The organism is Arthrobacter sp. R-11, from assembly GCF_049913155.1.
Lineage (GTDB): Bacteria > Actinomycetota > Actinomycetes > Actinomycetales > Micrococcaceae > Arthrobacter.
In genome coordinates, this window is sequence record NZ_CP183979.1 from 3990885 (window position 1) to 4017242 (window position 26358).

General features: G+C 62.4%; 21 protein-coding genes. 2 read left to right on the top strand and 19 right to left on the bottom strand.

Going from position 1 to position 26358, the window contains the following annotated elements:
* Window positions 1-85 precede the first annotated feature (85 nt).
* The 3 genes from ACN9M4_RS18180 to ACN9M4_RS18190 all read right to left on the bottom strand — a co-directional run bounded on the left by ACN9M4_RS18180 (window position 86) and on the right by ACN9M4_RS18190 (window position 2950).
* Window positions 86-352 (bottom strand): nuclear transport factor 2 family protein, encoded by a 267-nt coding sequence (locus ACN9M4_RS18180; RefSeq protein WP_426300379.1) that lies wholly within the window; start codon window positions 350-352, stop codon window positions 86-88.
* A 117-nt stretch (window positions 353-469) separates the two neighbouring features.
* A complete protein-coding gene (locus ACN9M4_RS18185; protein WP_426300381.1) occupies window positions 470-757 on the bottom strand; it encodes a hypothetical protein in 288 nt (95 codons plus the stop codon).
* A gap of 90 nt (window positions 758-847) precedes the next feature.
* Window positions 848-2950 (bottom strand): PxKF domain-containing protein, encoded by a 2103-nt coding sequence (locus ACN9M4_RS18190; RefSeq protein WP_426300383.1) that lies wholly within the window; start codon window positions 2948-2950, stop codon window positions 848-850.
* A 494-nt stretch (window positions 2951-3444) separates the two neighbouring features.
* On the opposite strand from ACN9M4_RS18190, the gene ACN9M4_RS18195 reads away from it, so the two are divergent.
* The gene (locus ACN9M4_RS18195; protein WP_426300385.1) at window positions 3445-4431 is read left to right on the top strand and encodes an ABC transporter substrate-binding protein; all 987 of its coding nucleotides are present in this window, start codon (window positions 3445-3447) and stop codon (window positions 4429-4431) included.
* Window positions 4432-4521: 90 nt separating this feature from the next.
* Here the strand turns inward: ACN9M4_RS18195 and ACN9M4_RS18200 are convergent, their stop codons facing one another.
* The 14 genes from ACN9M4_RS18200 to ACN9M4_RS18265 form a co-directional block, all read right to left on the bottom strand.
* Window positions 4522-5265 carry an SDR family NAD(P)-dependent oxidoreductase gene (locus ACN9M4_RS18200; RefSeq protein ID WP_426300387.1) on the bottom strand — a complete coding sequence of 248 codons (744 nt, stop codon included), beginning with the start codon at window positions 5263-5265 and terminating at the stop codon, window positions 4522-4524.
* A gap of 27 nt (window positions 5266-5292) precedes the next feature.
* Window positions 5293-6063 (bottom strand): SDR family NAD(P)-dependent oxidoreductase, encoded by a 771-nt coding sequence (locus tag ACN9M4_RS18205; protein WP_426300389.1) that lies wholly within the window; start codon window positions 6061-6063, stop codon window positions 5293-5295.
* A 25-nt stretch (window positions 6064-6088) separates the two neighbouring features.
* Window positions 6089-7573, bottom strand: coding sequence for an APC family permease (locus ACN9M4_RS18210; protein WP_426300391.1), 1485 nt, complete (start codon window positions 7571-7573; stop codon window positions 6089-6091).
* A gap of 156 nt (window positions 7574-7729) precedes the next feature.
* Window positions 7730-8404, bottom strand: a complete 675-nt coding sequence (locus ACN9M4_RS18215) for a TetR/AcrR family transcriptional regulator (protein ID WP_426300393.1) — start codon at window positions 8402-8404, stop codon at window positions 7730-7732.
* 119 nt (window positions 8405-8523) lie between these two features.
* A complete protein-coding gene (locus ACN9M4_RS18220) occupies window positions 8524-8721 on the bottom strand; it encodes a hypothetical protein (RefSeq protein ID WP_426300395.1) in 198 nt (65 codons plus the stop codon).
* Window positions 8722-8819: 98 nt separating this feature from the next.
* Complete coding sequence (locus tag ACN9M4_RS18225) at window positions 8820-11750, bottom strand: FAD-binding and (Fe-S)-binding domain-containing protein (RefSeq protein WP_426300397.1); 2931 nt, start codon at window positions 11748-11750, stop codon at window positions 8820-8822.
* A gap of 126 nt (window positions 11751-11876) precedes the next feature.
* Window positions 11877-12839 carry a sugar ABC transporter substrate-binding protein gene (locus ACN9M4_RS18230; protein WP_426300399.1) on the bottom strand — a complete coding sequence of 321 codons (963 nt, stop codon included), beginning with the start codon at window positions 12837-12839 and terminating at the stop codon, window positions 11877-11879.
* Between the two features lie 75 nt (window positions 12840-12914).
* Window positions 12915-13904 carry an ABC transporter permease gene (locus tag ACN9M4_RS18235; protein ID WP_426303530.1) on the bottom strand — a complete coding sequence of 330 codons (990 nt, stop codon included), beginning with the start codon at window positions 13902-13904 and terminating at the stop codon, window positions 12915-12917.
* Between the two features lie 5 nt (window positions 13905-13909).
* Window positions 13910-14797 carry an ATP-binding cassette domain-containing protein gene (locus tag ACN9M4_RS18240; protein WP_426300401.1) on the bottom strand — a complete coding sequence of 296 codons (888 nt, stop codon included), beginning with the start codon at window positions 14795-14797 and terminating at the stop codon, window positions 13910-13912.
* 392 nt (window positions 14798-15189) lie between these two features.
* Window positions 15190-16200 (bottom strand): inositol 2-dehydrogenase, encoded by a 1011-nt coding sequence (gene iolG / locus ACN9M4_RS18245; RefSeq protein ID WP_426300403.1) that lies wholly within the window; start codon window positions 16198-16200, stop codon window positions 15190-15192.
* Window positions 16201-16238: 38 nt separating this feature from the next.
* The gene (locus tag ACN9M4_RS18250) at window positions 16239-17702 is read right to left on the bottom strand and encodes an APC family permease (RefSeq protein ID WP_426300405.1); all 1464 of its coding nucleotides are present in this window, start codon (window positions 17700-17702) and stop codon (window positions 16239-16241) included.
* 142 nt (window positions 17703-17844) lie between these two features.
* Window positions 17845-18828, bottom strand: a complete 984-nt coding sequence (locus ACN9M4_RS18255) for a D-2-hydroxyacid dehydrogenase (protein ID WP_426300407.1) — start codon at window positions 18826-18828, stop codon at window positions 17845-17847.
* 68 nt (window positions 18829-18896) lie between these two features.
* Entirely contained in the window at window positions 18897-20657 is a 1761-nt protein-coding gene (locus ACN9M4_RS18260; protein WP_426300409.1) for an IlvD/Edd family dehydratase, read from the bottom strand.
* Between the two features lie 51 nt (window positions 20658-20708).
* Complete coding sequence (locus tag ACN9M4_RS18265) at window positions 20709-21479, bottom strand: SDR family NAD(P)-dependent oxidoreductase (RefSeq protein WP_426300411.1); 771 nt, start codon at window positions 21477-21479, stop codon at window positions 20709-20711.
* 184 nt (window positions 21480-21663) lie between these two features.
* On the opposite strand from ACN9M4_RS18265, the gene ACN9M4_RS18270 reads away from it, so the two are divergent.
* Entirely contained in the window at window positions 21664-22848 is a 1185-nt protein-coding gene (locus ACN9M4_RS18270) for a Gfo/Idh/MocA family protein (RefSeq protein WP_426300413.1), read from the top strand.
* A 77-nt stretch (window positions 22849-22925) separates the two neighbouring features.
* Here the strand turns inward: ACN9M4_RS18270 and ACN9M4_RS18275 are convergent, their stop codons facing one another.
* Window positions 22926-24281 (bottom strand): NAD-dependent succinate-semialdehyde dehydrogenase, encoded by a 1356-nt coding sequence (locus ACN9M4_RS18275; RefSeq protein ID WP_426300415.1) that lies wholly within the window; start codon window positions 24279-24281, stop codon window positions 22926-22928.
* A gap of 102 nt (window positions 24282-24383) precedes the next feature.
* Complete coding sequence (iolD, locus tag ACN9M4_RS18280) at window positions 24384-26333, bottom strand: 3D-(3,5/4)-trihydroxycyclohexane-1,2-dione acylhydrolase (decyclizing) (protein ID WP_426300417.1); 1950 nt, start codon at window positions 26331-26333, stop codon at window positions 24384-24386.
* Window positions 26334-26358: the final 25 nt, after the last annotated feature.

The following is a 26358-nucleotide window of genomic DNA, read 5'->3' on the forward strand; positions in this document are numbered from 1 at the left end:
CGTGTTTGGCTAACGCCGGTTTCGCCAAGCTTGGGGTCCCGCGGGTGTGTTGGGCGCATCCACGGGACCCAGGCGGGCGGGGCGCCTATCGCTCGAAGATCCCCTTGCCGCTGCCCAGATCGATCGGCAGCGAGGAATGTTCGTGCACCACCTTCCAGGCGCCGTCCCGCAGCCCGAGGCCCACGCTGAAGCGGTTCGTCATGGCGCGCAGCCGCTCCCCTGACCCCGAGACCGCCGCGAAAGTCACGGCCGCGTGACCGAAGGCGACGTCCTGCCCGACGGCGGACCCCACCTCGCTGAACCCGACCTCCACGGTCTCGTCCCCCAGCGAGCCGAACCAAGCGGTGGCCATCTCCCGCCAGGCTTCGATCCCGCTGCATTCCCATTGCTCCCAAGCGCCGGGTTGTAATCACTGTCCACTGAAACTCCCCTTGTTGATGTGTTCGTGCTGCGGGAAGCCTAGCGATGGTCAATCCGGAAATTGAAGGCCGGCCGCTATCGGGGCCAGTGCCGCGGCCAGCAACTGCTTCTTGCCGGGGCTGATGTCCACACCCCAGTCGCGGGCGATGGTGCCCACGGTCCAGGCGACTACTTCCTCCAGGGACAGCCCGCTGAGCAGCAAGGACAGGGCGCGGTCCGCTTCCGCGTCGTATTCATCCTCGGGAAACCAGTCCCCGCCCGCCCCGAGCCCCGCAACGTCGCTTTCAAGGAAAGCGCGCCGGACGGCCTGCCGGACGTGTTTGTCTTCCTGCCCCAAGCTGTCCTCCAATCCGCCACAAGCCTCCCCCAAAAACCAGACACACGAAGGCCCGGGATCATGCCCCGGGCCTTCGTGCGAACAGCACTCCTACTTCATCTTGAAGTTCGCAAAGATGCTGGAGCCGTCGGCTGCCTTCATGGTCAGCCGGTAGCACGATCCCGGGGTGGCCGGGGTCTTCCAGTTGTAGATGAACTGGCCGCTAACCGAGTCGTACCGGAGGGAGGTATTCCCCGTGGCTGTCAGCTCGATGTCGTCCACCGTGCTCAGCGTGCAGGTGATCTTGGTGGCGCTCATCGTCACGACGTTGGTGTCCGTCAACTCCGTGCTGCCTGCGAAGACTTCAAACTTCGCCGGAACCGTGCTGCCGCCCTTGACCGTGTTCAGCACACCGTTCATGTCCACCGGCTGGTAGAAGCCCTTGATCGTCCAGGCCATCACCGTGTACGTCTGCTGGGTGGTTGAGGTGCGGCCGGCGTTGTCCGTGGCCGTTGCCGTGAGCGTGTGGGTGCCCACCAGGTTGGAGTACCCGGTGACTACGCAGCCGGCCGGGCCGGACACGTCATCGGATGCCGTGCAGCTTGGGGCCGAGGCGACGGAGCCGAAGTACGCGTTGCCCACCACCGAGTCGAAGGAGGCGACGGGATCCGTCTTGTCCACCTTGAAACTGCGGCTGTCCGCTCCCGCTGCCGTTACGTTGCCTGCTTCGTCGGAGAACGCCGGGCTGGCAACCGCGACGGCGGATCCCTCACCGGAGGAGGTCGCCGTCTGGGTGGCCGACGCCGGACCGGAGGTCGCGTCCGTTCCCGTGAACGTCGCGGTGACGTCCGAGGTGTACCAGCCGTTGTCGCCCAGGGTTCCAGCCGCGCTGGTGTAAGCAACCGACGGTGCCGTCTTGTCGATCTTGAAGCTGTGGCTGGCCGCGCCCGCCGCCGTCACGTTGCCTGCGTTGTCCGAGAACGCGGGGCTCTGCACGACGACGGCCGAACCTTCACCGCTGCTTGTGGCCGTCTGAGTCGCCGACGCCGGGCCCGACGTCGCGTCGCTTCCAGTGAAGGTTGCGGTGACGTCCGAGGTGTACCAGCCGTTGTTGCCTTCGGTGCCACTTGCGCTGGTGTACTCAACGCCCGGTGCGGTCTTGTCGATCATGAAGCTGTGGCTGGCCGCGCCTGCCGCCGTCTCGTTGCCTGCGTTGTCCGAGAATGCCGGGCTCTGCACGACGACGGCCGAACCTTCACCGCTGCTGTTGGCCGTCTGAGTCGCCGACGCCGGGCCCGACGTCGCGTCCGTTCCCGTGAAGGTTGCGGTGACGTCCGAGGTGTACCAGCCGTTGTTGCCCACCGTGCCGCTGGCGCTGGTGTACGCAACGCCCGGTGCAGTGCCGTCCTTCTTGATGGACACGGTGACCGGACCGGCGGAGCCGCCGCTGCTGCTCGCGCTGCAGCTGTAGTCCGCGGACGGCTGGTCAACGCTGATGAGCTGGTCCGCGCACCCGGTCAGGGCCAGGGCGCTGGGGGAATCGCCTTCGGTGACCGTCCAATCCAGGTACACCTCGCTGCGGTACCAGCCGTTGAGCCCGTCGGGCGCCACGGGGCTAAGGGTGTAGCTGATGCCGGGGGCAGTCGCATCCACAATGCTGTAGCTCAGGGAAGCAGCGGCGTGGAGGCCGCCGGCATCCGTGTAGTCGCAGTTCGCCGTCTGGCTTCCGACGCCGGTGGCGGCATCCGGTCCGGTGATCGCTCCCAGCGTGGCTGCGAAGGTGCTCGGGCCGTCCTCGGTGTCCGTCACGTTGCAGACCGCGGCCGGGACCGCGCCCTTGGAGTACGAAGAGCCGGCCGAGACGCCTGTGATACCCAGGGTAGGTGCGGTGTTGGACGGCGCCGGGGCTGCGACATTGACTTGGAACGCGGCCGGGGCGAGGTTGAAGGTTCCGCCGGTGTCGTTGCTGGCGACGCTCGCACTGACGGTAGTCGAACCGGTGCTTAGCGGCGTTACGGTGACCAGCTTGGTGGTGCCGCACGAGGTGAAGGTCACCGAGGACGGGCTGACCGTGGCCACTGAAGGCTGGCTTGAGGTGAGGTTGAGCGTCAGGGTCGTGGACCCCGTGAGGTTGCAGCCGCTCTTGCCGTCTCCACCGGTGGGATCCACGGCCAGCACGGTGGTTCCGTTGGCTCCGCCGGCGTTCAACGGCATGACTTCGGCAACCGAATCAATGGTGCCGTCGAGGTTGTTGTAAATGTTGTCGGCCCGGGCAATGCCGGCTGCACTCAGGAGCAGTGCTCCCGTGCCTAGCGCGGCGGCGGCCCTGAGACCTGTTTTCCGTAAAGTTCCCCGCCTTCGGGGCGTTTCTTGACAAGCTTCCGGCTGTCCCATTTTGAGTTGCCTCCCCAGACTGGTGCAGCCCCCGCGGCCGCAGCGTGGTCCCACCGTAGGACCGGGCCTGCATGCGGCACACGCGTAATCCCCACTCGTCTTTCTCCTGGGGGTACTCGTCTTTTTGTGCGTTTATTTCCCCGCACTACTTGCTTCCCTGCCTGCGGGGGTTCCGAATATGACCTTCGCGGACCCGCGGTTAAGCCCGGTTTCGCCCGGTATCAAAGCGTTTCAAATTGCTTTGACCGCCGGTTTTCGCTGCCGGATAGTTGCTGCGACAAGCACTCCGTTCAGCAGAAAATCAGAGGTATTCCATGGCTATCTCGGCCTTCACAAAGGGCTCCGCACTGGTCCTTGCGGCAGCAGCAACGATCGGGCTCGCGGCCTGCTCGGACCCGGGCGCCGCAGCGCAGGGGGCGGCAGCGCCGTCGTCCTCCGCTGCGACCATTGGCGGCAAGAGCTTCAACCTCAGCCCCGAGCAGAACCGCTTCCCGGTGAGCAAGGACGACGCCGCCGCGGCCCTGGTGCCGGAGGCCATCAAGGCGGACGGCAAGCTGACCGTGGTCACCACCGGCGGCACCGCTCCGCTCAGCCTGTTCGCCACGGACAACAAGACCCTCATCGGCAACGAAGTGGACCTGGCGTACGCTGTCGGCGAGACCCTGGGCCTGAAGGTCGAGGTGCTGCCGGTGGCCTGGGCGGACTGGCCGCTGGGTGTGGCGTCCGGCAAGTACGAGGCCGTGCTGTCCAACGTGACGGTCACCGAGGAGCGCAAGGAGAGGTTCGACTTCGCCACCTACCGGACGGACCTTCTGGGCTTCTATGCGAAGAGCGACTCTGACATTGGCGAGGTGAAGGAAGCCAAGGACGTGGCGGGCAAACGGGTGATCGTGGGCTCGGGCACCAACCAGGAGGCGATCCTGGTGCGCTGGGACGAGGAGAACAAGAAGAACGGCCTGAAGCCGGTTGAGTTCCAGTATTACGACGACGACTCCGCCTCGTCGCTCGCGATCCAGTCCGGCCGTGCGGACCTGACTTTCGGTCCGAACGCCGGTGCCGCGTACAAGGCCGCGAAGGACGGCAAGACCAAGCAGGTGGGCACCGTCAACGGCGGCTGGCCGCTAAAGGCCGACATCGCCTTCACCACCAAGAAGGGCAACGGGCTCGCGGTTGCTGCGCAGGCCGCGCTTAATTCTTTGATCAAGAACGGCACGTACGGGAAGATCCTGGACCGCTGGGGGCTTTCTTCGGAGGCGATTACGAAGTCGGAACTGAACCCGCCTGGGTTGCCGAAGAAGTAGCTTTGTCGATATGCAGCGGCCCTGGCGACGCGGGAAATCAATCCCGCGTTCGCCAGGGCTGCTTTGTCCACCAAGGCCCCCAAGGCCCCCTTATGCGGCGGTATATGCCCCGTCGACAAGGACCTCGCTGCCGCTCATGTAGGACCCTTCATCTGAAGCGAGGAACAGCACAGCGAACGCGATCTCCTCGGGACGAGCCCACCGTCCGAAGGGGAAGCTCTCCGGCGGCAACGAGGTCCCGGGTTCCGTGCTGTTGAGCAACATCGGGGTTTCCGTCTCACCCGGGCAGACCGCGTTGACACGGATACCGTCTGCCGCCAGCTCGAGTGCTGCAGCCTTCGTCATCCCCCGCAGGGCCCACTTCGAAGCCACGTAAGCAAAGTTGTCTTCGAAAGCCACGAGGCCAGAGGTGGAACAGATGTTGATGATTGAGCCCCCACCGGCATACCGCATCGCCGGGACGACAGCCCGCATTCCAAGGAACGGACCCACCTGGTTGACGTCGATGACAGTGCGATAGTCCTCTTCACTGACACTCTCAAGGCGGGTCGATCGAAATATTCCGGCGTTGTTGACAAGAACACTCGGTGCGCCATAGGTGATTTCGCATTCTCGAACAACGTCGGCCCAATCCGATGCAGACGTGACGCTTCGCCTGGGGAGGAAATGGAACCGGTCTGCGCCGAGCTCAGCAACCAGCCCGGGCCCCTCCCCTTCGGCAATATCAAAGCCCACCACCCTTGCGCCCTCCCGAACGAGCGCGCGCACATGCTCCAGGCCCATGCCGCTTCCGGCACCGCTCACGATCGCGATCTTGCCTTTGACTCGATCCACTTACTTGACTCTTCTCTGCCCAGGGGATTACTGCGCGGTGTAGGCGCCATCGATGACAAGTTCGCCGCCACTCATATAGGACGATTCATCCGAGGCGAGGAAGACGACGGCGGCGCTGACCTCCTCCGGCTGTGCCCACCTTTTGAAGGGCAGGTCATCCGTAGGCGGCAATGCACCTGAAGGAGTGTCGGCAATCGCGCGAATCATCGGGGTGTCCGTGTCGCCCGGGCAAACGGCGTTGACGCGGATGCCGTCTTTGGCCAACTCGAGCGCTGCGGCCTTCGTCATCCCCCGCACGGCCCATTTCGATGCAACATAGGGAAACAAGTCGGCGAACGCCACCAACGCCGCGGTCGAAGCGATGTTGATGATCGAACCGCCGGACTCGCGCAAAGATGGAACCAACGCCCGCATTCCGAGGAAGGTACCAATCTGGTTGATGTCAATCACCCGGCGGTAGTCCTCTTCCGAAACCTTTTCCAGCGAGTGCAGAGGCGAAATTCCCGCGTTGTTGATCAGCACGTTCGGGGTTCCGAAGCGCTGTCGACCGGCAGCGACCGCCCGCTCCCAGTCCTCGGCTTTCCGCACGTCTCCGCGGAGGAAGAGCAGCTTGTCTTCCCCCAGTTCGTCAACGAGTTGGGGACCAGCCCCCTCATTGAGGTCGAACGAGATGACCCGGGCCCCTTCGCGAATCAACCGGCGCGTGTGGCTGACGCCCATGCCGCTTGCACCGCCGCTGAGGACTGCGATCTTGCCGGCGAGTCGTTGTGTCATGTTGTTTTCCTTCTGCGATGTCATGTATGTGCCTCTCTTGGCGGAGTGGCTACTGGCGTCCGATTTTTTCGTAGACAGCGGGCTTCGACTTCTTCAGCCAGCGCGCATACGCGATGCCTCCCACCCAGACCAACGGGATGAAGAGCGTGAAGGACAACGAAGCGAGGGACCCTGCGCCGATAAGCGCGTCAACGTTCAAGAAGCTCAGAGCCAGCACTATCGCCAGGCTGACCAGTGCGAGCGTGGGTGCGACGGTCGTCTTCCAGGCGCCCCGACCGGGCACCTTGTGGCGTTTGAAATAGACGAGCACTGCAACGGAAACCAACACCAGGAGAGCAACGACAACGATCGCGCCGAGACCATTGAGGCGGATGTAGACGGTGAAGGCGTCCGTGCCGGCTGAATCAAAGGCCGTAGCCACAGCAATGATGACCACCGCCGCAATTTCGAGGCCGCTGACGATGAGTGAGGCAACGAATGGTGAATGATGGCGGGGGTGCGCAACCCCAAGAATGCCCGGCATCACACCGTCCTTGCCAAGCGAGTAGGCATACCGGGCTACGGCGTTGTGCTGAGCGAGCAGGCATGCAAACGTCGAGGAGATCACGAGGACATTGATGATGCCCGGAACGACATTTCCGACATAGGCTGCGGCAAGGTCGCCGAACATGGAAGCGACGGCGCCTCCGGCCCGGGCATCGGCGACACCCTGTGAGCCGAGAGCGGTCAGCATGGCCCAAGCCGCCACGAGGTAGAAGACGCCAATGAGGACAACTGCAACATACGTGGCCCTGGGAATGGTCCTGTTGGGGTCTTTGGCCTCCTCACGATAGATGGCCGAGGATTCGAATCCCCCGAAGCACAGCATCGCGAACAACAGGACCAGGCCAAAGTTTCCGGTGCTCGCGCCCTCCCAAGACAGGGCGCTCAGTGGCGGACCGTCCGGGCCGCCGTCGAAAAAGACCCTGAGATTGAAGACGACAACCAGCACCACCTCGAGGATCAGCGCAACGCCGAGGGTCTTGGCGGAAAACTCGATCTTGCGGTAGGCAGCCACTCCGGCCAGGCCCGCCCCGACGATCCCATAGAGATACCAAGGCAGGTCCGGTCCATGGAACGTATCAACAACGAGTTGCCGGCCGTACACCCCGAAGGCAGCCCATGTGGACAGCAGGAGCACGAGATATCCCGACATTGCCAGGAAGGCTCCGCCGAGACCCACGTCCTTTCCGAGTCCCGCTGTTATGTATGCGTAAAAGGCTCCGGGGCGTTCAACGTATCTCGTGACTGCCGTAAAGCCCACGGAGAACAGGAGCAAGATAACTGTCGAAACGGCAAGGGCAGCGATGATCCCGCTTCCCCCGAAAGCAATCATCGACGGCATGAGGCCGACAACGACGAGGAGAGGAGCTGCCCAGGCGACCACAGAGAAGAGGATGCTTCCTACGCCAAGTTGACCGCGAAGCCCGGTTGACGATTCAGTGCTATTTGGGGGTGCCGACTCATCGCGTTCGGCACTTATGTGTTGGCTCATTTTCGGTTCCTATCGAATTACTTCAGGTAATTGGGTAGGTCGAGATTTCCTGCAGGCACATCAACGGACCTAGCGACGACTTTAGGCTAACGAGCGTTAGTTAGGCAATAGTTCCCGCGCAAGTTTCGTTCTCTGAATACGTTTTGCCCGGGGGAACTAGGCCAGAGTCCGGCTTCCGCTGCCGACTTCGAGGATCGAACGGGTCAGGGCAACCGTATGATCCAACAACTGAGCGAGATCATCGTCGCGGCCGGTCCAGCCGGCCCATCGCCCGGCACCATCCAAGAGCGTGAAAATCACCTTGGTGGTTCGGGCAGGGAGCTCGTAGCCCATTTCTTCGGCCGCCGCAGCGTACATGTCCGCATGCAGGCCCATCCACAATCCGACTTCATCGCGCACCCCGTCAGTCAGAAAGCGTGCCACCTTGTCCGTGGCGACGAGGAGGTCCCAGAGGTCGGCTTCCGGCCGCTGGAGCTGCTGTGCCAGATGAAAGCGAACAAGCGCGGCCCAGTACTCCTCGGCCGAGTTGGCTTCTTCGGCGCTAGCCAAGAGGTCGCGGGCAAAGGTGTGGGTAAACCAACGGAGCGACTCCGCAACAATCTCGTCTTTGCCTTGAGGGAAGCTCGAGTAGATGCTGGGCGCCTTCATATCCAGCTCGCGGCCCAACGTTCTCATGGTCACCGAATCGAAACCCCGCGTAGTGGCAAGCTGCAGAAACGCAGCCAGGATGCGCCGACGCGCAGGCGTCTGCGCGGACCAGTCGCGGCTCGACAGGAACTCCCTGACAGCGTTGTTCGCTCGCTCGCGGGGCAACAGGCTCATCTCATCCATTCAGCTGATCGGCGGGACTTTCATCCATTGTAACTAACGATCGTTAGGGGAATGAGGGGCGGGCCGTAGCGGCAGGATTCAGTGCCCGAACCAAACGCTAAGGCCCACAGCCCAGGGGGCTATGAACCCGGATACGGCCAGGGTGTGGCATCGCTGATGTCCCGGCCTTCCGCCATGTCCTGGCGGAGGCGGTGGACGACCTTGCCGGAGCGCTTCGACTGATAGTCAGTCCGCTCTCCAAGGTCTGTCTCGTTGCAGTGCGCCGATGCTCGCAGCCATTCAACGTGCCGTCCTTGTGCGAGCTTCCTGTTCATCATCGAGATCACTCTCAAGAAGTAGTGGGGCTATTGGGTCACTTCCAGCATGTGTCCCTGAGGGTTGCACCGACCGTGTCATTTTGAGACACCCCCTGGTCTCAGGCGCCGTGGGAGCCCTCCGGGTCCAATGCGATGGCCAGGTGCTTGCTCGCGCGCCGGGAGTCGATTTGGGACACCTGCATTGCGCAACTGAATCCGTCAGTGAGCACCAAAGCGTCGCCACCTCCCCTGCCAAGGGCAGGAATGATGGAATGTTCTGCCACCTTCATTGACATATCGAAGTGCTCCGCCTCGAACCCGAAATTGCCCGCCACTCCGCAGCATGATGACGATTCCACGATGGTCGGCACACCCCAGGCTTGGAGCACCCGCTTCTGGGCACCCGAGCCGAAAACAGCATGTTCGTGGCAGTGGGTCTGAAGCACAGCGGTCCCGGGCGGGACCGTCTTCGGCTTCCATCCGCGCTTGAGGGCTTCGTCCACAGCGGCGGAGAACGAGCGCACCCTCACCGCTACCCTGGCCGCTGCAGCACCGCCGACCAACTTTGGACCTTCGTCGCGTATCGTGGCCGCGCAACTGGGTTCCAGGACGACGATGTCCCGGTCCGTGCCGTCGTCGAGTCTCCTGATCAGCCGCGCAAGGCGCCGCCGGGCTCCATCGCGTTGACCCGTGGAAATCCAGGTCAACCCACAGCAAGCCTGCGGTGTGCACCCCACTGAGATGCCCGAGTCCCGGAGCACCCTGGCAGCAGCCGGGACAACCTCCGGCCTGAAAGCGCGGGTAAAACTGTCCACGAAAAGGAGCAATTCCGCGTTGTCCGTAAATCCGGCTTCGCGGACCCTCCGTCGGATCCCGCGGGATCGCGCAAAGTCCGGAAGCCGCCGTCGTGCACTAACGCCCAACAGCTCCCCGACGTAACGGAACGGCCGGAAAGCGGTGCCCAGGTTTGCGACGGGCGCGATCCGCGTGAGCAGCGGCAACCACCGCGGCAACCACCCGATCGAGTAATGCGTGAAGGGTCGGATCCGTCCGCGGTAATGCTCATCGACGAGCTGCGACTTGGCCTCTGCAATGTCCACGCCTGTGGGGCAGCCCGCCGAACACGCCTTGCACGAAAGGCAGAGGTCCAGGGCCTCCCGGACTTCCGGGCTTGACCAGCCATCCTGGCTACTTCCCTTGCCCCGCGTAAGGTCCTGCAAAACCCTCGCCCTGCCGCGCGTTGAGTCTTTCTCGTCTTTGGTGGCCCGGTAACTCGGGCACATGAAGCCGCCGGTCGTCGCCCGGCAGCGTCCCACTCCGATACATGCGTGAGTGTTCCCAACAAAGGGGCTGACTATCGGGAGCATTGATCGCTCTTGGGATGAAGGCACGACGGCGGCGGTCTGGACCGCCGACTGCTCACCGTGGCTTGGGCCCGGACTGGCAACGCCTTCCAAGGCGAGCGAAGCCGAGAACGGTTCAGGATCCACGATGATCCCGGCGTTGAGCACGCCCGCCGGGTCCCAAATGTGCTTGAAGGCTTTGAAGGCAGCGACCATCTGGGAGGAGTACATCACGTCAAGTAACTCACTCCGGGCCCTGCCGTCGCCGTGTTCCCCGGACAGCGAGCCGCGATGGGCTACCACCAGCTTCGCGGCTTCCAGGGTGAAAGCCTCGAAGGCCCGGCGCCCGGAATCACTGCGCAGATCGTAGTCGAGCCGCATGTGGACGCAGCCGGCACCGAAGTGGCCGTACATGAAGGCGGTGTAGCCGAATTTCCGCACGAGGGGGAGCAACTCGGCCAAGTAATCCGCCAACCGCTCCGGGGCAACTGCGGAATCTTCCCAGCCCGGCCAGGTCTGTACACCATCGATTCGCCGGGAAGACAACCCGGCTCCGTCCTCCCGAACCCGCCAAAGCTTCGCCCGCTCAGCTGGTTCGGTGACGACGGAATGGTCGATCACGCGTCCGTCGGCACGCAGCTTCTCAAGCAGCCGTTCACAGTCATCGCTCACCTCCCTGATCGTGTCGCCGGAGAATTCAACCATCAGGAACGCGTTGCCCTGCGGGAGGGAATCTACGCTGGTTGCTCCCCTGCGGTGGCGCATGATGTCTACGATCGCTACGTCCAGGCCTTCGACTGCGCTTGGTTTCGCGGCCAGGATGGTCATTACGTCCCGCGCAGACTCAACGGTGTCTTCGTAGCCGAGGCAGAGCAAGGCCGATGTCCTGGGTTTCTGCACGAGGCCGACTTTGGCCCGCACAACGATCGCGCAGGTCCCCTCGCTGCCTGCCAGTGCGCCAGCGATGTCGAAGCCGTGTTCGGGAAGCAAATGGCCGAGGTGGTAACCGGAGACCTGACGGGGAATGGTCTGCAGCTCGACGCGGATGGGCGCGAGATTGGCCTGTACCAGTGACTTGAGGTCCAACAGGATTTCCTCAGCCCGGGCAATCGAGTGGGCATCCGTTTCATCAACGGCGCGCAGGAAATCCCGGCCGGCGCGAAGGTAAGCGCCGTCAGCAGTAACGAGTTCCAGCTCCCGAACGTGGTGCGTCATTCGGCCATAGGCCACTGAGTGGTTTCCGCAGGCATCATTGCCAATGGACCCACCTACGGTGGCACGGCTCAGGGACGACGGATCGGGTGCGAAAGTGAGCTTGCCTTTGGTGGCTAGTTCAATGCAGGAACGCAACTCCCCGAGCACCACTCCGGGTTCCACCCAAACGGTACCCTGATCGGCGTCGAGGGTTGCTACAGAAGTCATCCAGCGAGAAAGGTCGATCACCAATCCGTCCCCGATCGCGTTACCTGCCATCGACGTGCCCCCGCCGCGGGCGGTAGCCGGCACCCCTGCCTCAGAGCATGCACACAGAACTGTGCGGACGTCGTCGACATCGCGCGGAAATGCAATGGCGGCCGGACGTACGCGATAGTTGGATGCATCGTAGGAGTACTCGGAGAGCCTTCGAGGGGAGTCGTCCACCTCGATGCCCCTGTCCCGGAGCCGATGCAACAACCGGGCTACCACTGCGTCGTCGCTCTTAGGCATGCTTGGGACTCCATTTCTTTGCTTCCACGGCAGTGTAGACAGGGCGCGCAGCCGCCGAAGTGTGCCAAAACAGAACGGGCACGGCGATCCCAGTGGATCACCGTGCCCGTTGATTGGCCTGACCGATTACTTCAAGAACTCGGAGAGGTTGTCCTTAGTGATGAGCGTGAAGGGCAATGTGTAGCGGTTCTCAACGTTCCCGCCCTTGAGGAAATCGGTGACAACTTCAACTGCTTTCACACCTTGACCGGCTGAATCCTGACGCACCGTTGCGGTCATGGTCCCGGCCTTGATGCCCTGCAGTGCGGGGTCGGTACCGTCGACGCCAACCACTGCCTTGAACTCAGCAGTGCGGCCCGCATCCGCGATGGCCGAAGCCGCACCGATCGCCATCTCGTCATTGTTTGCGACCACAGCGTCAATCTTCCCGGACGGGAAGCGCTGGAGGGTGTCCTCCATGTTGCGCTTGGCGTCGTCCCGGCTGCCCTTGGCCTGGAACTCCGCGACGATCTTGAAATTCTTGCTGATTGTCTTGTCGAAGCCTGACTTGCGACGGTCGGTCCATGACGCACCGTAGATGCCGGCCGCGAAGACGATATTGCCGCCGTTGGGAAGCAGCTTGTTGAGGTACTCGGCCTGCATCTCACCGGCCACCGTGTCATCCACGCCGATATAGCTCTTGTATCCGATGTTCGAACCCTCTGCGAATTCAGTCGACAGGATGAAGAGTGGAATGTTGGCGGCAATGACGCGCTTTGCCGCGTTCTGGCTGGCCTCGCCGTCCAAAGGCTGCATGATCACAGCGTCGACCTGGCGGGTGAGCAGGTCCTCCACCTGGTTGAGTTCGCTTCCGACGTCCTTCTTGGAATCGGTGATGTTGAGCTTTACACCCTTTTCGTCGGCAGTTTTCTTCATGGCTTCCGTCATGTGGGCGAGGTCCGGATCCTGGAGGTCAAGGACCACAACGCCGATGTTGTAGGTCTTGCCTGCCGTTCCCGTACTGCTTGCGTTGCTACCGCCGGCACACCCGGTCAGGGTGAGTGCACCCGCTGCCAGCATTGCGACCGCGGCCGCAAATTTGCGTCGCATTCCCATGGTTGTTCCTTTCAATGGTTCTGGTTGCTAGGGAGATTGTTGGTTTGTTGTTGCGGTGAAGCGGGAACGTCAGTCCGACTTCCAGCGGTTCAGCAATACTGCGAGCACAAGGATGATGCCCTGAACGCCTTGCTGGTAGTAGGAGGAGACACCCAGCAGGTTCATGCCGTTCATTACGACGCCCAGCAGGAGCACGCCGATGACGGTGCCGCGGATTGTGCCGACGCCGCCAAAGAGACTCGTTCCACCAATCACGACGGCGGCAATCACCTGAAGCTCATAGCCGGTCCCGGCGACCGGCGCAGCACCGTCCAGGCGGGCAGTCAATACGAGACCCCCCAGGGCAGCGGTGACGCCACCGATGAGGTACACGGTGAAGAGCACCCGGGTTGTAGAGATGCCCACCTTCTTGGCCGACTCTTCGTTTCCGCCCACGGCATAGACGTGGGAACCGAACTTTGTGCGGCTCAGGACAAACTCACAGAGCAACGCGGCCAGGAGGAAGATGATCACCGGCACGGGAATCGGACCGATGAACCCTGAACCGAGCCATTCAGCCGGGCCGCTCAGCCCCGAGACGACCTGCCCGTCCGTGATCACCAGCGCCGCTGTGCGGGCGATGGCCATCGTCGCCAGCGTTGCCAGGAAGGGGAGGATGCCTCCCCACACCACCATCGCCGCGCTGAGGAAGCCCACCAGCAGGCCCACACCGAGACCGGCTATCAGCGGCAGCCAGAAGGCGCCCCCGCTGGCTGGAGCAAGCAATGCGAAGGTCATCCCGGCCAGACCCACGACGGATCCGACTGAGAGATCAATGCCGGCAGTGATCATGATGAACGTCATCCCCAGGGCAATCAATCCGATGATGGACGATTGCCTGACGACGTTGACCAGGTTGTTCAGAGTGAGGAAGTTGGGGGCGGCAACAGCCAGGAAGACGATGATAAGGACGAAGAAGACGAGGATTCCGTAGTCCCCGATGAAGCGCTTGACCTTGGTGGCGACGGACCCTTTCCTAAGGTCAGCCGGCCCGAGCAGCGCCTTGATGTTCTGTGTCATGAGGCTCACGAGTCGCTCCCATTCCTCGTTGTTCCACGTGCTGCCATGGCATCGACCACGGGCATGGAGGATGTGCTGCCGATCTTGCGGCGTTCCTCAGGGATCCCGTTCCCATGGTCGACGTAGTCGTCCAGGGTGCCGTGCGAGATGAGGTGCGCGACCTCGGCTTCAGTCACGTCTCCTACATGGAAGCGACCTACTACCTGGCCTTGGCGCATCACGGCGAAACGGTCGGCTACCGCAAAAGCCTCATCCAATCTATGCGTGATGATGATGACGGCGATGCCCAGGTCCTTAAGGCGCTGTGTCACCTCGATGAGTTTGTCCACCTTCGCAACCGATAGGTTCGCAGTGGGCTCATCCATGATGATGAGGCGCGCATCGAAGGCAAGTGCACGGCCGATCGCGACGGCTTGCCGCTGTCCTCCAGACAGTCGCTTGACCTTGAGCCGGGGATTGATGGGGATATCCAATCGTTCGAGCACCCTCTTGGTTTCGGCCTCCATCTTCTTGCGGTCGATAATCCGAAGGAACGGTCCGAGGATGTTCTTTTCGGGTTCCCGTCCCAGGAAGACGTTGGTCCGGACATCGAGGTTGTCGGCCAGGGCAAAGTCCTGGTAGACCATTTCGACACCCTGGTCGCGTGAAGCCGACGGTGTGGGGAACTCTGTCCGCTGCCCGTCCAGCTCGATGGACCCGCGATCGGGTTGGTAGACGCCCGTGAGTACCTTCATGAGCGTTGATTTGCCGGCGGCGTTGTCTCCCAGAAGGGCAAACGTTTCGCCGGGCTGGACATCGATGCTGACGCCGCGCAATGCGGACACCGCCCCGAATGTCTTATGTATGTCTTTGAGTGCGACCAGTGGAGGGGTCGCCGGTGGTGCGTCGGTCATCTCATCCTCGTTTGATAGGGCCATGCAAATGAACCGGTGAAACGTCCTTGGCGGCGGTCAATCAGACGACGTTGTTTGACTCAGCAGATTTTCGGGCAATTCCAAAGGAGTCCCGAACCCTGCGTGATCTCCGCCACACCGTTTCACTTAGTTGAACTTTGACCCATTCCCCGCCTGGGCATGTGTGCCAATATGGAACAGGCCGATGAATCGTTTCACCACATCCTCGGAATGCAACCATGACCAACTGAACCGTCGCCTGAACGCATCACTTGCGCGATTAGCGGTTGCCAATTTTCATATTCGAAATTCGTCGTGAAAATTCACAGGGGCTGGCCTGGGCCGTGTTTGCTGCGAAAAATCACACGGCCCAGACAGGCGGCACGTTGACCTTAAGATTCAAGGTTCACGGTAACCGCAACACCAGTGCGGGCCGATTCCTCGGCCGCGTCCGCAAGGATGAGTGCCGCCCGGCCATCTTCAAAACCCGGGCTGCGCGAAGGCAGGCCACGAACCGCCCGAAGGAATTCGGCCACCTCAAGGCGGTATGCCTCCGCGTATCTTTCCAGGAAGAAGTTCTGGTATGGGCCGATCGCTTCAACGGCCCTGGCGCTCCAGTGCCGGACGAGGGTGTCATTCTTGTTGCCCACATGAAGCAACCCGGTTGAGCCAAAGGCCTCGACCCGCTGATCGTAGCCAAAGGCGGCGTGACGCGAATTCACGATCGTGACGAGTTCATCGTTGGACCCGCGGAGCGTAACCACCGCTGAGTCGAAGTCGCCGGCCTGCCGGACGTTCTCGCTGAAGACGTTCGCGCCGCGCGCTGAGACCTCAACGATCCCGGGAATAAAGTAGCGTGCCAGATCCAGATCGTGGATGGTCATGTCACGGAAAATCCCGCCCGACTCAGCGAGGTACGCGGCGGGCGGCTCCCCTGGGTCACGGCTTGTAATCAGCAGTTGCTCCAACGTGCCAATCTCGCCGGCCGCCACACGACGCTTCAGCTCCACGAAATGCCTGTCGAAGCGCTTGTTAAACCCCAACACGATGGGCACGTCCGACTCCGCCGCTTTCGCCCGAAGCGCGTTGACGCGGGAAATATCCAGGTCAATTGGCTTCTCGCAGAGCACGGGAACATTGGAATCAATGGCCATCTCCACGAGGTCTATGTGGGTAGCCGTCGGCGACGCGACGATGACGGCATCGACCTCGCCCGAGGCGAAAACCTCCCCGGGATCGTCGCTCACGCGTCCACCGAACTCGGCGGCCGTACGTTTTGCACCCTCGATGAACGGGTCACATACCCATGCGAGCGTCGCTTCGTCCAGGGTCGCCAAACTCATGGCGTGGACCTGGCCGATACGTCCGGCTCCGAACAGGCCAATTCTGATCTGTTGCGTCATTGCAATCTCCAGATTTCAAAGTCGTGGGAAGAGAACACTTAGCCGATCTTTTGCCGGCCGAGGCGCGCGTACACGTCGGGACGCTTGGCACGCAGGAAGAGCGCGTACACAATGCCGCCAAAGAACAAGGCAAAGGTGAACGTCATGAAAACGACCGTCATGACTGCCGACCCCCCGATGAGTTCCGGGTAGTTGGTGATCGCCAAGTAAGTAATGACTCCAAGGAAGGCAACACTGATGATCGGCGCAACGATGGTCTTCCATGCGGACTCGGGTGCGAACCCACGGCGGCGGAAAAAGTAGACGAGCACCGCAAAGCTTGTAATGAACATCAGGAGCAGCACGGCAAAAGTTCCGCTGCCGCTTGCAATGGGATAAAGAGCCTCGGGAGCGACCCCTGCGACAGTAAAGGTCACGGTCGCGAGAGCCCAGACGAGCCCCACTGCCAGAGCTGACACGTAGGGAGACTTGTGCCGGGGGTGTACCCGGCCCAGCACCGTGGGCAGCGCCCCGTCGGCCGCTAGCGAAAAGCTGTACCTTGCAGCGATGTTTTGGATCGAGAGCATTGAAGCCAGGATTGACGTGATGAGCAGCACCACGGCAATATCGGCGAAAATCTTCCCGACCAAGGCCGTGGCACCGTCGTCGAACAGACTTACCGTGTTGGCTTCGGCCGCGGCCTGGACGTTATCCGCTCCCAGAAATGCCGTGTAGGCCCACGCCGCTACTGCATAGAAGAGGCCGATGCCGATGACCGCCACGTACGTCGCCCGGGGAATGGTGCGATCCGGGTTCTTGACCTCATCCCGGTAAATGACCGTCGCTTCAAACCCGAAAAAGTTTCCGACGGCGAACAGCAGCGCCAGGCCCAACCCGGCGTCGGTAATCCAGGGCATCGAGAATCCGATGCCCCGCACGACTTCGCCCGAACCTGTAGCGAAGGCCGCAACATCGAAAACTACAACGACTGTGGACTCCAGCAGCATGACCGTCGTCAGCACCTTCGCCGAGAGATCAATCCGGTGGTAGGCCAGGACAGTGGTGATCATGATGATCCCCAGCCCGTACCAGTACCAGGGGACATCCGGTCCGTTCAGGGTGTTGACCACAAAGCTTTGCAGCGTCAGGGCGAAAAGGGAGGGAGCGAAGAATCCAATGAACACATATCCAAAGAGCGCTAGAAGCGCCCCACCGAGACCAGCCGGCTTGCCGAGGCCCGCGGTGACAAAGGAGTAGAAACCTCCGGGCGATTCAACGCTCCGGCTCATCTTCACGAAACCGACAGAGAAGATGAGCAGCATCAGTGTCACCAGAATGTAGATGCCGGGTGCCGTTTGACCACTGAATAGGAGCATCACAGGCAAAGTGCCTGCAACGGTCGTCAGCGGGGAGGAGAAAGCGAGCACATTCATCACGAGCTCGCCTACGCCCATATTGCCGCTGAGCGTGTTTTCCTGAGTATGGGCCGGCGTTTTCGTCGTACCTCTTGTTGTGCTTGACATGTAATCCTCGTCGCGAACCCTTGAGTGCTGAATCACACTATCGACGCGGATCGTGCGAGCACTGTACCAGCCTGGGACACCCGATTCCCATGGATCATGCCGGGCAATTCCTACCGCCGGGCATGATCCATGGAAAGCGAAATCAGGGTTTGTCCGGCACCAAGACCGAAGCCGTCACCCCCAGCTTCTTAAGGTCCACCACATCGTGGAGCGGCTCGTTGGCCTTCCAGCGGCGCAGGTTACGGGCGAACGAGTCCACAACACGTCCCCTCCAGCCGATCAAGTCACCGGATGCGTGGGGCGAGACCAGGATGTTGTTCCTGCTCCACAACGGGTTTTCCGCCGCCAACGGCTCGTGTTCAAAAACATCCAGGGCGGCGGCGCCTAGATGTCCTGCGTCGATGGAGTCGATGAGATCCCGCTCCACCACCACGGCGCCACGTCCGACGTTGACGAGCCGCGCGCCCGGCCGCATCTTGTCGATTCGGGATGAGTTGAACAGGCCGCGGGTCTCTTCCGTGAGTGGAAGCGTGAGCACCACGTCTTCTGCCTCACCGAGAAGACCGTCAAGCTCACCGAAGGACGCAATGGCGCCAAGCTGCGCATCCTCCCGGGCGGTCCTCCCGACGACGGTCACCTCCATACCCGCTGCGCGCAGAAGGAGGACCGTTTCGCGGCCAACCGGCCCGGGACCCACCACCAGAACCTTCCGTCCCAACAGCGGCTCTGTTTCACGGTGCTGCCATGTACGCGCCCGCTGCAGCTCAATTGTGCGGCGCAAATCCTTGGTGAACATCAGCAGCACTCCGAGAACCCATTCAGCGATGGGCCGCTCACACACGCCGCGCGAGTTGCTGACCACGATGTCGCTGTTAACGATTTCCTGGGTCAGCAGGGTGTCGACGCCGATGCTCGACGTGTGGATCCAGCGCAACTCCCCTGGGCCCACCTCCCGAAGAAGCTTGGTCCGGAAGTCGTTCAGGAACAAGATCTCGGCACCGGGTTGTGCAGCCCGGAATTCGTCGGCCGTCCGCACAACAACGACATCAGCTTCGGCTTCCAGCCGCTCAACCGGAGGAACCGGGCGGCCCTCCTGGACAATCACAATCACTTTTGGTCGTGACACATCTGTTCCTTCCGAGGCCGCCTTGGGGGACGGCCCCTCACATCTTGTGGTTTAGGGGGTTCTGCCGTTTACCAGCCGCCCTGCCAACCACTCATCAGGCCATAGGGCAGCCGCTGTGGTTCCTCATCCGGCAGGCCCTTGAGGAAATCAAAATCGCAGCCCTCATTGGCTTGGTTCACGTGGTCGATGAACAGGCGACCGTAGCCGCGCCGGTATTTCGGTTCGGGCAGCTTCAATTCCGCCAGCCGGCTCTCGATCTCCTCCGCCGGGATATCGAGGTCAAGGCGCTGGTTCTCGACGTCCAGCACGATCGGATCGCCGTCGCGCACGATCGCAAGCGGACCTCCCACTGCGGCCTCGGGAGAAACGTGAAGAACCGTTGTACCGAACGCCGTACCGCTCATGCGTGCGTCCGAGATTCGTACGATGTCGCGGACCCCCTTGCGCAGGAGCTTCTCAGGGATCGGAAGCATCCCCCATTCCGGCATGCCAGGCGCCCCGACAGGACCGCTGTTCCTCAGCACCAACACCGAGTCCTCGGTAACATCCAGATCCGGGTCGTCGATCCTGCGGCCGAGGTCGTAGATGTCCTCGAACACGATCGCGGAACCCTTGTGCTGCAGCAGATCCTTGGAAGCGGCGCTGCGCTTGATCACGGCCCCGTTCGGCGCAAGCGAACCGCGAACGACGGCGATCCCGCCCGAGGCGTCAAACGGCTCTTCGACCGTACTCACGACGACGCCGTCGGGCTCGGGTGCTGAAATGAAGCCTTCTTCGAGGGATTTGCCAGTGACTGTGATCGCGTCTTTGTATAGCAGGGGCGCAAGTGCCTTCAGGACAGTGGGCACACCGCCGGCCTCGAACAGCTGCTTCACCAGGTATTCGCCGGACGGTCGGACGTTGACGATGCGCGGTGTCCGTTGTGAAATTTCGTGGAATCGGTCCAGTTGCAGTTCGTAGCCGACCCGCCGCGCGAGCGCCAGAAGGTGTACCACGGCGTTGGTCGAACCGCCGACGGCCATGAGCAGGGTGATCGCGTTGTCGAAGGCTTCCTTGGTCAGGACTTCGCTGGGCTTCGGCCCCTGGGTCAACGCCATTTCCACGGCGCGCCGGCCCGTCGCCTCCGCCGCGGCGCCGCGCCGGGCATCGACAGCCGGAATGGAGGCACTTCCGGGTAGGCACATGCCGAGGGCTTCAACAAGGGACGTCATGGTGGACGCCGTCCCCATTTCGCTGCAGTGCCCTGCGGAAGGCTTGGCAGCCGACTCCAACTCGTCAAAGTCCGCCTGGGTGATCTTTCCGGCCCGCAACTCATCGGCGAACTTCCAGGTATCGGTTCCTACGCCAAGTTGCTTGCCACGGAAGTGTGCCGGCTCCTGCGGTCCGCCGGTCAACATGATCGTGGGAATATCTGCGCTGGCAGCGCCCATGAGCTGGGCAGGAACCGTCTTGTCACAGCCACCGAGCAGCACAATCGCATCCAATGGGTAGGCCCGGATTGACTCCTCCACGTCCATGGCCATGAGGTTGCGGAACTGCATGGCCGAGGGCTTCATCAGGCTCTCGCCGAGTGAGATAGTGGGGAACTCGAGCGGCAGGCCGCCAGCCATCAAGACACCGCGCTTCACTGCATCTGCGAGGAGCTTGAAGTGGATGTTGCAGTTGACTAGTTCGGACCAGGAATTGGCAATGCCAATCACTGGCCTGTCCTTGATGGCAAAGCGCGAGAAGCCCTCGGCCTGGATGGCGGTGCGGTGCACGAATCCGGTCAGGTCGTGCGGGGCGAACCACCGTGCACTTCGGAGATCGTTGTAATTCGACTCTTGCATATTCTTCAAAGCTCCTTGGGCTTGTGTCTTGACAGGTATTTGGGCCGGCAATCAGGCGGCTGTTGTGCCGCCGTCGAACGCCATGCTGGTTCCGGTGGCAAAGGTGCCTTCGACGGCCAGGAAGTAGATGGCCGCAGCCACTTCGCAGGGATCGGCGAGCCTGTTCAGCGGCACCGTGCTCTCTTTGAGCCGCAACGCCTCATGCGGGTCTTCCTCGGCGGCCAAGCCTGCCCGAAGCATCGGGGTGTCGATCGGCCCCGGACAGACCACGTTGACGCGGACGTCAGGGGCCAACTCCAAGGCAAGAGCCCTGGTGAGTCCGACGACACCTGCTTTGGAAGCGCAGTAAGGCGCAAGTCCCGGGACTCCCATCGAGGCAAGATCGGAGGCCACATTGACGATCGCTCCTCCGCCGGACCTGCGCATATGCAGACCGGCTTCGCGGGAAACATAGAAGGTGCCGGAAAGGTTGGTGTCCAGCACTTCGCGCCAACGGTGCTCGTTGAGTTCCTCCAGTGCCGCAAATCCTGCGACGCCGGCCGCGTTCACCGCCACATCGATGCCGCCAAGCATGTGGATTGCCCCTCGGACACCGTTGACTGCGGATTCTGCATCAGCCACGTCGGCAACCACGGTGTGTGCGCCGCCGTCGATTTCCTCTGCCACGCGCCGCAGTTCCCCGGGGCGCCGTCCCAGCAGCGCCACTTTGGCACCCCTGCTCGCGAAAAGCTTCGCCGTGGCCTCTCCGACACCGGAGGTGGCACCCGTGACGAGCACCCGCAAAGATTCCGGACGAAGCAGTTGATTCCGGTCCATCATCATCGACGGAACTCCCTCTTAGTTGACGCGGCCAGCTGTTACGTCCCACTAAAACAGTGCCTCGGTACCGCCGTGTGTCTCAGATTGAGACACAGAGAGGCGCCCCCGGGTCCATACGCTGAGACGCAGATGCCGCCCCTGCGCGGCACCACTTCAGAGAAACCAATGGCTAGACGAAGGAGTCCTCGTGGGAGACCAAAACCGCATTGGCGTAGGCCTGATTTCGGTGGGATGGATGGGGCGGCTGCATTCACGCGCCTACCTCGCCACCAAGCAGTTCTTCCCGGAACTGCCGCGGCACCCCGAGCTTGTGATCGCCGCGGATCCTGACGACGCCGGCCGTCACCACGCAGAAGACGCGCTCGGCTACAAGGAAACCGCCACCGACTACCGCAAGGTCCTGGAGAACCCTGACGTCGACGTCGTTTCGATCTGCTCCCCCAACTTCCTCCATCACGAAATTGCGCTGGCCACCATCGAAGCCGGCAAGCACTTCTGGATCGAGAAGCCCATGGGGCGCAGCGCCCGGGAGTCCCGTGAAATCGCCCAGGGCGCCGAAGCCGCCGGACTCATTACGTCGGTGGGCTTCAACTACCGCCACGCTCCTGCCATCGCCGAGGCCCGCCGCCTCATCCGTTCCGGAGCACTTGGGCGCATCACGAACGTGCAGATCCGCCTGCTGACCAGCTACGCATCGGATCCGAACCAGGTCTTCACCTGGCGCTATGAGCAGGCCCGCGCAGGGTCCGGCGTCCTCGGCGATATCCTCAGCCACGGATTCGACCTGGCACAGTTCCTGGTGGGCCGCATCTCCTCGGTCAACGCCGTCACAGAAACGTTCATCAAGGACCGTCCCCTCCCCGCGGGAACCTCGTCCAACTCCTTCAACACGGGTGAGGCATCCGACGTGACCCGGGAAGTGGAAAACGAAGACTACACAGCCATGCTTGCCCGCTTCGAGGGCGGCGCGATCGGCATGTTCGAGACGACCCGCGTTGCCATCGGCCCGCACGCCGAATACATCGTGGAGGTCTACGGCAGCGAGGGATCCCTGCGCTGGAACTTCGAACGCATGAACCAACTCGAAGTCGCGACGGACCGCAGCGGCTACCGCACCATCATGACTCCCCCGTCGTTCGGGGAATTCGGACGCTTCCAGCCCGGGCCCGGTCCCGGCATCGGCTTCAACGACCTGAAGACGATCGAGGCAGCATTGTTCCTCCGCTCGGTTGCCGAAGGGAAGCAGATCGGGCCCTCGGCAGCGGACGGCTGGTCGGCTTCCGAATTGGTGGACGCCTCCCTGCGCAGCGCAGCGTCCGGCGCTTGGGTGGAGATCCCTGAGGTCTCCGGCCAGACGACCTACCAGGCGTAGTTGCGGCGGCGCCACCGTCAACACGTAAGAAGGAGGCCGGATCAATCTGATCCGGCCTCCTTCTTACTGAAGCGGCGCTAGTTCGCGAAGCGGAACAGCTTCTTGTTCGCGAACTCCAGCAGGCCAACCTTGCCCAGTTCACGTCCGTAACCCGACTTCTTGACGCCGCCGAACGGAACGTCGGCACCGCTGAGGTCGTAGGCGCCGATGAAGACCATGCCGACGTCGAGCTGGTTACCCACGCGCTCGGCGCGCTCGAGGTCGTCGCAGATCACCACGGAGCCAAGGCCGTAGGGCGAGGAGTTCGCGAGCTCGATCGCTTCCTCGTCGCTGCTTACCCTGTAGAGCTGCGCGACCGGGCCGAAAAGTTCCTGGCTGTAGACGTCCATGGACGGGGTGATGTTGGTGAGGACCGTCGGGGTGAAGACGTTGCCCTGGGGCTCGTTGTTGCCCACCAGGATCTCGGCGCCCTGATCGAGGGCCCCCTGCACCTGGGCCGCCAGGAACTTCGTCGCTGAGCCGGAGGAAAGCGGGCCAAAATCGCCGTTCTCGTAGGACTGGCCGGCAATCGCTTCTTTGAACTTCCCAGCAAATTCGTCGAAATACTTGTCCATCACGACAATCCTCTTGGAGCCGTTGCAGGACTGTCCGGTGTTGCCCATGCGGCCCATCACGGCCTTCTTGACCGCGAGGTCCACGTCGCCGGTGTCCAGTACCAGGAACACGTCAGCACCGCCGAGTTCGAGTACGCATTTCTTCAGCGCACGTCCGGCCTGCTCAGCCACAATGGCGCCCACCTGCTCCGAGCCGGTCAGCGATACACCCTGCACGCGGTCGTCCGCGATGATGTCCGCGATCTGCTGGTGGGTGGCGAAGAGGTTGACGTAGGCGCCCTCGGGGAAGCCTGCGTCGCGGAAGAGCTCCTCCAGCGCGAGCGCCGACTCCGGGCACTGGCTGGCGTGACGGACAATGACGGTGTTGCCCAGGATGATGTTCGGTATGGCGAACCGGGCCACCTGGTAATAGGGGTAGTTCCACGGCATGATCCCGAGGATGACACCCAGGCCCTGATACCGGAAGAAGCTCCTGAGGCCGTCAGCAACCTCGAGCTCCTCATCCGCGAGCCACTCCTCGGCGTTCTGCGCGAAGGCTGCCGCGATGGAACCGGAAAACTCGGCCTCCCCAACGCCTTGGTGGAGCGGCTTGCCCATTTCCCGGTTGATGATGGCTGCGAGCTTGTCCTTGCGTTCAACAAACAAGTCAGCCAGGCGTTGGGCCAACGCGGCCCGCTCAGCCACGGTGGTGGTGCGTGCCCATTCCTGATAGGCCGTCTGCGCTGCGCTAAGTCCTGCTTCGACCTCTGAATCGGTGGCTGCGGGGTACTCTGCGTGAATCGCGCCCGTGGCCGGGTCAATAACGGCGAATGCGCCCATTTGTCCGGTGCTCCTTTTCTCTTTGGTTTCGGTTGTCCTGGGGTCCGGTGACCTGATAGCAAGGCGGGCGGGACCGTCCTTCGACGACCCCGCCCTAGCTGCTCAACCTGCTTCGGGAACGGTAGTCGCTGCGTAGTAACGCTGGCGGGCACGGCCCGCAAGGTGCTTAGCGGTCCCTTCCTGGCTCCCGGGCCGCTGGGAGGTCATCGGAACCCCGACGTCCCAGAAGGAGCCGTTGCCGGAGAGGTAACGCCACGGCTCCACCCTCGCGACGATGACGGCCGGTCCTTCGACCTCGCGCGCCTCGGTGAGAGCGGCGGAGAACTCCTCGATCGTCGTCGTGGACCACGCAGCGCACCCCATGCTGGCCGCGTTGGCGGCAATATCGAATTCAAGAACCGCCCCGTCCAGTCGGCCGGACTCCTTGCCGCGTTCGCGGTACTGGGTGCCGAACTCACGTCCAGGACCACCCTTGGAAACCTGGAGGGGCCAGATGCACTGGTGTCCACGGTTGTCGATCACGACGGTGATGATCTTCTTACGTTCCTGCACCGCGGTGACGAGTTCGGTCGGCTGCATGAAGTACGTGCCATCGCCGATCAGTACGAATACATCGCCGGGGGCGTCAGGGCGAGCCAGCCGGTATCCCAGTCCAGCAGGAATCTCGTGGCCCATGCAGGAGTTGGCATACTCGAAATGGATCTCGGTACCGTTCGACGGATCCCAGGCCTTGTGAATGCCTTCCACCACGCCACCGGAACCCAGAATCAGCGCGTCTTCGCTGGTCGCCTGCTTGTTGAGCACCTCGATGACCTGCGCTTGGCTCATCTTTTCGCCAGGGAAAGCCTGGAGATCGTGCTTGCGAACTTCGCGAGTGGCCTTCTGCGCATCCGCAATGTCGCTGCGGAAGTCTTCGGAGGTAGCGTAGCCCGCTGCTGCGAGCCACTCCCGCAGCGCAGACAGGGACAACCTGGCATCGCCCACCACCGGGAACGAACCCATCTTGTGCGCATCGAACGAGCTCACGTTGAGGTGGACGAACTTCACGTCCGGGTTCTGGAACAGCGAGTGGGAAGCCGTGATGAAGTCCTGCAGGCGGGAACCGACGGTGATGACACAATCGGCTCCGTCGGCGATCTCGTTGGCACCAACCGTTCCGGTGACGCCCAGGCCGCCAACGTTGAGTTCGCTGATCGGGCCGCTCCCCTTGCCGGCGTAGGTCTCGGAGACAGGGATGCCGAATTCGGCGCTGAAGCGTGCCAGTTCCTCCTGCGCCTTCGAGTAGCGGACACCGCCGCCTGCGATCAGCAGAGGACGCCGTGCGTTGCGGATGATCTCGGCAGCATCGCGGATCTCATCCTCCACAGCCGGACGACGGCGGATGTGCCAGACCCGCGGCGTGAAGAAGGCCTCCGGGAAGTCGAATTCCGCCCCCTGGATGTCCTGCGGCAAGCAGACCACCACGGCGCCGGTTTCCACCGGATCGGTAAGGACGCGCATTGCCTCCGGGAGCGTGGACAGCAGCTGTGCCGGGTGGGTGATCCGGTCGAAATAGCGGCTGACCGGGCGGAAGCAGTCGTTCGCGGAAACATCGCGCTCAACCGGGTGCTCGATCTGCTGCAGCACGGGATCGCCGAAGCGGTTGTTTATGATGTCTGCCGGGAACAGGAGCACCGGGAGACGGTTGGTGGTGGCAGTGGCGGCGCCGGAAACCATGTTCGTCGATCCGGGTCCTGCGGAGGCTGTGCAGGCGAGGGTCGCCGCGCGGTTGGAAGCCTTCGCGAACCCGATCGCGGCGTGAACCATCGACTGCTCGTTCTTGCCCTGATAGTGGGGGAAGTCCACACCGTACTCGTCAATTCCCTGCGCGAGGCCAACGGAGTTTCCGTGGCCGAAAATGCCGTACATGCCGGGAACGAGGCGCCTCCTTTCACCATCCAGTTCGCTGTACTGGACCTGAAGGTACTCAACGATCGCCTGCGCGACAGTGCGGCGGCGGACGTTCTTGATGCCGACGTCGGTGCCGATATCAGCAGCAGCTGTGCTAGTCATGCGTTCTCCTAAATTCGTAGATGCG